The organism is Mesorhizobium sp. ZC-5 (genome assembly GCF_025753855.1).
Lineage (GTDB): Bacteria > Pseudomonadota > Alphaproteobacteria > Rhizobiales > Rhizobiaceae > Neomesorhizobium.
In genome coordinates this window covers 41,825-48,504 of record NZ_JAOWPT010000021.1, presented here as the reverse complement: position 1 = coordinate 48,504, position 6,680 = coordinate 41,825, and the positions used below count along the sequence as shown (strand labels likewise).

Here is a 6,680-nt window from a genome sequence, read left to right as displayed (position 1 = left end):
CCAGGCGGAGGATCCTGCCAATCGGAGAAGGTTCGGATCGGAATGCTGCGCCGCAGCGCGGTGGACGCTGTACTGCGACGGCGTCTCGGCCCACCAGCGATGTCTCGAACCTCGCGAAGCGCGCGGTCGATCGTGGCCGCGCTCATCGCCAATAGCCGAGTGCGGATCTCGGCGGTTAGATGCAGATGCCCGTGACGCTCCATCGCCTCCACCAAAATCGGAATCAGCATCTTCAGACGCTTGCCGCAGATGCGATCTGAAGCTTCCCAGAGCACGATCAGCGCTTCGCGCACCGCGTCGTCATAAAGCCGGCGCTCCGGTCGCGGGCCCGAACGCTGCGCCGGTGGTCCATTCCGCAGCAACCGCATGGCATGCTTGCGGTGAAAGCCGCTTACCGCCGCAAATTCATCGAGAATGCGCGACTTATCTGCCCGATCGCCTCGGGCGTAGCGCTTTGCTACCACCTTCACCAGCTCATCCCGCGTCGCCATGCTTATCCGCCTCATCTGATTTGCTCCCGCCACCAAACTGCGGGGAGCAAATCAGATGAGGCAACGGCCCAACATCCGGGAGCAGTTCAGGCGATGCAATGCGCCTTAGAGCTTGATCGCCGCGCAGCCGGTTCCCGCCATGACGCGTGCAGCATTGCGGAAGGCCAGCTCGGGGCTTTCCTCGTAGGAGCCGAATGGGATGTCGACGATCAACAGCGCCTGTTCGAGGCCACGGCGCACGGCCTAGCCGTGCATGATCATCATCTCAAGCGTGCCCAGCGTCGACGGCAAGCCGTGGAGTACCATGCCGACGCTGTCGCCAACGAGAACAATGTCACTGCCGATCAACGAGCTTTGCGATCGGCGTAGTATAGGCCGTCAGGCAGACGAGTGCCACCCTTCCGGGAACGAATATCCGGCGGTGTGATCGCCCTCGTATTAGCAACCGCATTCAACAAGGGCTTCTCCCCCAACGTTACCAACCATGGGGTGCCGCGTTTGGCACACTTCTGGAGCCGACGATTATCCGTGGAGAACCAGATCAAGTCGGTTGAGCTGCGTTCTTAGCGGAGCTCTGCCCAATCAGTGCAAACAATCCGGCTCCACAGATCAGGGCTGCCCCCACGACGGTGGTGAATCTCGGCACTTCGTCGAAGAACAGAAACCCCCACAATGGCACCCATAGGATGGCGCTGTACTCGAAGACGGCGACGTTCCCCGCTGGCGCAAGCCGGTAAGCCTGCGCAAGCAATGTCATTCCGGCAGATGCGATTACGCCACAGCCGGCCATCAGCAACGTATCGTTGAGCGTTGGCCAGACCCATGGGCGCATAAGGAAGGCAAGACTCGGGTGACCAGCATCTTTGAGGGCGCTCGAACTCACGAGCGCGGCCAACACGGGCGCGCCAATGAGGAAGGCCAAATTCTGATAGAATGTGATAACTGCGGCGCTCTCGCTGTCGCCAAGTTTCCTCGCCAGGATCTGTGCCGACGAGTAGAGGGCTGCAGCCAAGAGGGTTAACGCAGATGCCCATTCGAAGGCCGCAAGACCCGGTTCCAACGTGATGATCACGCCGATCAAACCCACCACCAGAGCCATAAAGGTGGTCTGGTGAGGTCGCTCGCCGAGGAAAAGAATTCCGAGCCCTGCAATGATAAGTGGAGCGACAACATAGAGCGCGATAGCATCGGCCAAAGGCAGCGCTGCGATTGAAAGATAGTAGCAAAGGTATGCGCCTAGGAGGATCACTGCACGAATGGTCAGCAGCCCGGCACGCTTTGAAAGAAGGAACCGAATACTCCCGGTCGCGCGCACCAACACCACCAGTATGGGCAATGCGACAATTGATCGAACCGTTATCGCTTGGGTGACCGAATACGTGTCCGAGAGCCCTTTCATAATCGCGTCCTGCAGCGAGAAGATGAAAACGCCCAGGCACAGAAAGCCTGTAGCTGCCAGGGAATTCTTGTGCATGGGGTGCTCCGCGTGAGACGACGCAGCCAGCGCCGATTCGGTGGTCTCGATTGGGCTTGTACAACTGCACATGTAATCCACCAGTTTGCGCCACTCCCCGGCCGGGTATATTCTTCGGCGGACCGGTACGCCTCAAGGATTTCATTTCTACGCGTCTTCATTCGGGCGGTTCAGTGTGTAGACGCTATCATTTGCGCCGGGCCCGACAGTTGCGCAAAAAACTCATCTGCCGCATGACATTATTTCGACCTTCGGCTGACCTTGCCAAAGATGTAGTGGGTGGACACCGCAGTTTGAGCTCGCAACTTCGGTTGTCGACTTCGGGTAGCTACGCGGGCCGCAGTTCCAAGCGGGGTGGCCTACCGGTGAACCTCCTACCGGCAGGGCTTTTTGGACCCCGGAAAAGCTGATTGCACCACCACAACGATTTTTTCCCGTGTGAGATCGATCATCGGCATTTTGTGCTATGCTACCGCCGCCGCGTATCATGGCGCATCTAGCGCTATACTGCGATTATTCGTGGAATAGCGATCCTGTTTGAAAGGTTATTTTAATCCAAACTAGGTCCCGTTACCCGACGCCGGTTCCTTATTGCCGTGCCGTTGGCCGCGATGCAGGGACAGCGATTCTCCTTGCTGCGACCTGAACTCTTGAGGCGTCCGCAAGTAACGAGGGCGAAAGACGCGGCTCAGGTGCGAACCGTCGCAGAAGCCGCATTCCAGGGCGATGCTTGAAATCGACCTGTCGGTTCTCAGCAGAAGATGGCGAGCGTGATCGAGCCGTATCTGGGTGTAGACCGTCTGAGGCGAGGTATGGAGTTCCGATCGAAAGCGGCGCTCGACCAGTCGTTTGCTTATGTTGAGCTTGTCGGCTATCCGGCCGATAGTCAGCGGAACCTCAAGGTGGTGCTGCATCAGCAGCACTGCGCGTTTCAGGATTTCGTCCCGGACGACAACCTCAAGGCGCCCGGTCGGCTGCGCCGTCTCACCCTTTGCCGCCTCGTTGAACATCATAATCCGCAAACTCTTGGAGGCCAGGGCTTTGCCGAGGTGCCTGTCGACGAGGAAGGCTGCAAGATGCGCGGCGCTCGCGCCGCCCGAACAGGTCAGCCGGTCTCGATCGACAACGAAAATCTGGTCGGAAATGGCCTGAAGGCCCTCGAAAAGTCGCAGGAAATCCGAATTGTGGAACCAGCTGACGCAACACCTATAACCGTGCATCAGACCGGCACGGTGCAAGATGAACGAACCGGTACACAACCCCACGAGAGGCACGCCAGCCTCGGCAGCGACCCGCAAATGGTTGTCAAACCGGGTGTCGACAAGGAGGCTTTCCTCTTCGAGAACCCCGCCAACGACCACCAGGTAGTCAAAGCGGCGAAGATCTCCGATCCGTTCATGGGGAGAAATCGCAACGCCGCAGCTGGACAGGATCGGCGACATATCGGGCGATATGACACGCCATTGGCAGTGGATTGGGCGGCTTCGGTCCCCATCGTCGGCAGCAAGTCGCAGCACGTCTACGAAATTTGCGAACGCCCCAAGTGTAAAGCGGTGGAGGAGGAGAAACCCGACGGATAACGGGGCAGGCTCGCGCCCTGGCCTTTGAGCCTGATTTTTGGTGAAGAAATCACCGTGTCGCAAATATACCGCCATGTTGACGCAACTATCCTTTCGTGGATTTGCCCCTTCGATCAGATTATGGCGCGGGCGGGTTCTCGCCTGTCGCTCGAAGAACAAGGCGGAGAGTCTGATCATGGTCCATCACTGGTCCCACGGCGCCTGGGCGTCGGCTTCTGCCATTGAACCGATTACTGTCGCCCTCTACTTGGCACCTGGATTCGAACTTCTCGCCGTGTCGTCCGTCTTGGACGTCTTCCGCCTCACCAATAAAGTCGCCGGGCGTGAAGCCTTTCGCTGGCGTATTGTTTCCCACCTGGGTGGAACCGTGAGGGCCAACTGCGGCATCGTTTTCACGGCGGACGCCGACTTGGCACAGGAGCGCAGGTATTTGATGCAGCCTGAACGCCCGGTACTGGCTCTGGTCTTCGGTGATGAGCCTGATGGAGGACCTGAAACCAAGGTGCTGAGCGCATGGTTGCGCGAATGCCGGCAGCGCCGCATTGACACGGGCGCATTCGGGAGTGGTGTCGCTGCTTTGGCGAAAGCGGGTCTGCTGAATGACCGCAAGTGCGCCGTCCATTGGGAAGCATTGCCGGCCTTCAACGAGCGGTTCATGCGCGTCGAGGCTGCGGCGACCATCTACGAGGTCGACAACAACATCTGGAGTTGCGCCGGCGGCACGGCAGCCTTCGATATGATGGTCGAGCTTGTGAAATATCATTGCGGCGAACCTGTCGCGGTGAGTGTTGCGGAGTTGGCCGTTGCGGGCCGTGTGCGCACAGGCGAGGAGCGCCAGCGGCTGCCGCTTCTGCGTCAGCATGGCAGGCTCAACCCCACGGTCGTGAAACTCATCGAATTGATGCAGAGGAATTTGGCAGCCCCGCTGACCATGGCGGACCTTGCGGCGGCTGCAGGGCTGTCGCGGCGGCAGGTGGAACGCCTCTTCCGCAATGATATCGGTCGCTCTCCCTGCCGCTACTTCCGGGAATTGCGATTGGAACACGCGAAGCTCCTGCTTGCCCAGTCGGCGATGCCCGTTCTGGAAATCGCGGTATCCTGTGGCTTCGTGTCCGCCTCCCACTTTTCGAGGTGTTTCCGCCAGGCACATCAGATAGCGCCTCACAAAGCCAGAAATCTTCCGGCCGGAAGATTTCTCGGCGTGCCAACGGCAGCACAACCTGGCACCGTCCATACGCACCCTGATTTGGATCTGCACCAAAATAGGGCGTGATATTATGCCGATAAGTTCAATAGCCGGCTTCCCGGTTGAACAACGGAAAGACCTCAAGTCCGCGCTCAAGACGGCGCACGTTGGTGGCGATCACGGCTACGGCGCTCGATGCAAATGTGGCCCCCGACATATGCGGCGTGATGTACACCTGGGGGTGAGTCCAATAGCGATGCTCGGGAGGGAGCGGTTCCTGGGCAAATGCATCTAACGCGGCGCCGGCGAGATGGCCGCGGTCGAGCGCGTCAAGCAGGGACTCGTCGTGGACGACTGCGCCGCGGCTGATGTTGACAAAAAAGCTGCCCGGGGGCATGACCGCGAATATCTTCTCATCGAGAAAGTGCCGCGTCTTCGGGGATAGCGGAAGGGCGTTGATGACGACGTCGATGCGACTCAGGAAGTCTCGCAGGGTATCCGTTCCGGAAAAGCAGTCGACCCCCTCGATCTGTCGCGCGCTGCGGTCCCACCCGCTGACGGCGTAACCAAAATCGCGGATGCGGCTGGCGACTTCTGTGCCGATGCGACCCAAACCGAACACCCCCGCGCGAAACTCTTTCGTAGGGACGATCTGCTTACGATGCCAGATCCGGTCTTTCTGCTGGGAACGGTAGTCCGCGTAGCGCCGGTGGAACGTCAGCACCCAGTAAAGGGCATGGGCCGCCATGTCTCGGGCCACGGCCGGGTCGGCGAGGAGAATCACCGGGACGTCAGGCAGGCTTGTATCTGCCACGAAATGTTCGGCCCCGGCGCCGAGGGAGAAAATTGCCTTGAGATTCGGATAGCGGTTAAGATCACCTGCGGGGTGGTTCCAGACCATCGCATAGACGACTTCATCGGGATCAATCGGTTCACCGAACACTTTGACAGGCAATTCAGGAAGCTGGCGGCAGAGTTCCCTCCGCCAGCTTTCATTGTCGTAGCCATGATTATTCAACAGGATGGTCATCGGTTCGGGTGCCCCCGGCTGGAAGGAATTCGGCCCGCACGGAAGGGACGGCGGGTCGTTCGACCTCCGTGCGGGGCGTTGAAAAAATGTTGCCACAGGAACCCCGGCCAGTGTCTGCCGAGGATCAAGCTGTCAGTTTAATAGCGGTAAGAAGGATCGACCCGGTCGCATTGGCGCAACAGCGCAGGCCATTCATATTTACCGAGCGGGAAATCGTCATACTGCCGATGTGCTAGCCGCCAGATGTCTTCGCGGCTCTTGTCGAGCTTGAGGCCGGTAGAATAGGCATCGATCAGAACTCGGCACGCTCGGACCGTATAATATAGGTTCATGAAGGCTTCGCCGGCGTTGGCACCAACCGCGAGAAACCCGTGGTTCTTCATGATCAGGCATTTCTTGCCTTCGATGTTCTTGGCGAGACGATCCCGCTCCTCAAGGGTCAGCGACAGGCCTTCCCAGTCGTGGTAGCCGATGTCGCCCCAAAGCATCGAGCCGTCCTGTGTCAGGAATTCCAGGCCATCCTGTAGTGCTGTGATGGCCAGGCCTGCGGGCGCGTGGCTGTGGAAGACCACTTTCATGTCGTGATGGGTGTTGTGGATCGCTGAATGGATGACGAAACCCGCAGTATTGACGTCCGGCGGGCCGTACAGAACCTTGCCCTGTTCGTCGACCTTGATCAGGTTCGACGCTGTGACCTCGTTATAGAGTAGGCCGAAGCGGTTCAGGAGGAACTGGTGATCGGTACCTGGAACCCGCATCGTGATGTGGTTCCAGATCAGATCGTCGTAGCCGTACATGTTGGCGAGGCGATAGAGGGCCGCAAGGTCCACTCGCGCTTCCCATTCTTCCTTGGAGATGTTGGCGTGGCCGCCCTGGACGCTGAAGTCCTCGGCTTTCATCTCGTATGCCATTGGTAATC

The 6,680-nt window shown here is 59.1% G+C and carries 5 protein-coding genes and 2 pseudogenes; 1 reads left to right on the top strand and 6 read right to left on the bottom strand.

The genetic code is table 11. The features are described from left to right. The 4 genes and pseudogenes from OHD58_RS29260 to OHD58_RS29245 all read right to left on the bottom strand — a co-directional run. Window positions 1-506: pseudogene (locus tag OHD58_RS29260) on the bottom strand (transposase); the annotation flags it as partial. Window positions 507-599: 93 nt separating this feature from the next. Then, a pseudogene (locus OHD58_RS29255) lies at window positions 600-946 on the bottom strand (3-methyl-2-oxobutanoate hydroxymethyltransferase); the annotation flags it as partial. Between the two features lie 86 nt (window positions 947-1,032). Next, complete coding sequence (locus OHD58_RS29250; RefSeq protein WP_263807133.1) at window positions 1,033-1,965, bottom strand: DMT family transporter; 933 nt, start codon at window positions 1,963-1,965, stop codon at window positions 1,033-1,035. A gap of 560 nt (window positions 1,966-2,525) precedes the next feature. Next, complete coding sequence (locus OHD58_RS29245; protein ID WP_318528306.1) at window positions 2,526-3,407, bottom strand: GlxA family transcriptional regulator; 882 nt, start codon at window positions 3,405-3,407, stop codon at window positions 2,526-2,528. A 313-nt stretch (window positions 3,408-3,720) separates the two neighbouring features. Between OHD58_RS29245 and OHD58_RS29240 the strand changes: the two genes are divergently transcribed. Then, window positions 3,721-4,818, top strand: a complete 1,098-nt coding sequence (locus tag OHD58_RS29240; protein ID WP_263807132.1) for a GlxA family transcriptional regulator — start codon at window positions 3,721-3,723, stop codon at window positions 4,816-4,818. Window positions 4,819-4,834: 16 nt separating this feature from the next. Here OHD58_RS29240 and OHD58_RS29235 read toward each other — a convergent pair whose 3' ends face one another. Together OHD58_RS29235 and OHD58_RS29230 are read right to left on the bottom strand one after the other, a co-directional pair. After that, window positions 4,835-5,761 carry a 2-hydroxyacid dehydrogenase gene (locus tag OHD58_RS29235; RefSeq protein ID WP_263807131.1) on the bottom strand — a complete coding sequence of 309 codons (927 nt, stop codon included), beginning with the start codon at window positions 5,759-5,761 and terminating at the stop codon, window positions 4,835-4,837. A 137-nt stretch (window positions 5,762-5,898) separates the two neighbouring features. Further along, a complete protein-coding gene (locus tag OHD58_RS29230; protein ID WP_263807130.1) occupies window positions 5,899-6,672 on the bottom strand; it encodes a class II aldolase/adducin family protein in 774 nt (257 codons plus the stop codon). Between the last annotated feature and the right edge of the window lie 8 nt (window positions 6,673-6,680).

Excerpts from the sequence above, each read along its gene's own strand:
- OHD58_RS29240 (WP_263807132.1), top strand. The coding sequence starts at position 3,721 with ATGGTCCATCACTGGTCCCACGGCGCCTGGGCGTCGGCTTCTGCCATT.
- OHD58_RS29245 (WP_318528306.1), bottom strand. The coding sequence starts at position 3,407 with ATGTCGCCGATCCTGTCCAGCTGCGGCGTTGCGATTTCTCCCCATGAA.
- OHD58_RS29235 (WP_263807131.1), bottom strand. The coding sequence starts at position 5,761 with ATGACCATCCTGTTGAATAATCATGGCTACGACAATGAAAGCTGGCGG.
- OHD58_RS29250 (WP_263807133.1), bottom strand. The coding sequence starts at position 1,965 with ATGCACAAGAATTCCCTGGCAGCTACAGGCTTTCTGTGCCTGGGCGTT.
- OHD58_RS29230 (WP_263807130.1), bottom strand. The coding sequence starts at position 6,672 with ATGGCATACGAGATGAAAGCCGAGGACTTCAGCGTCCAGGGCGGCCAC.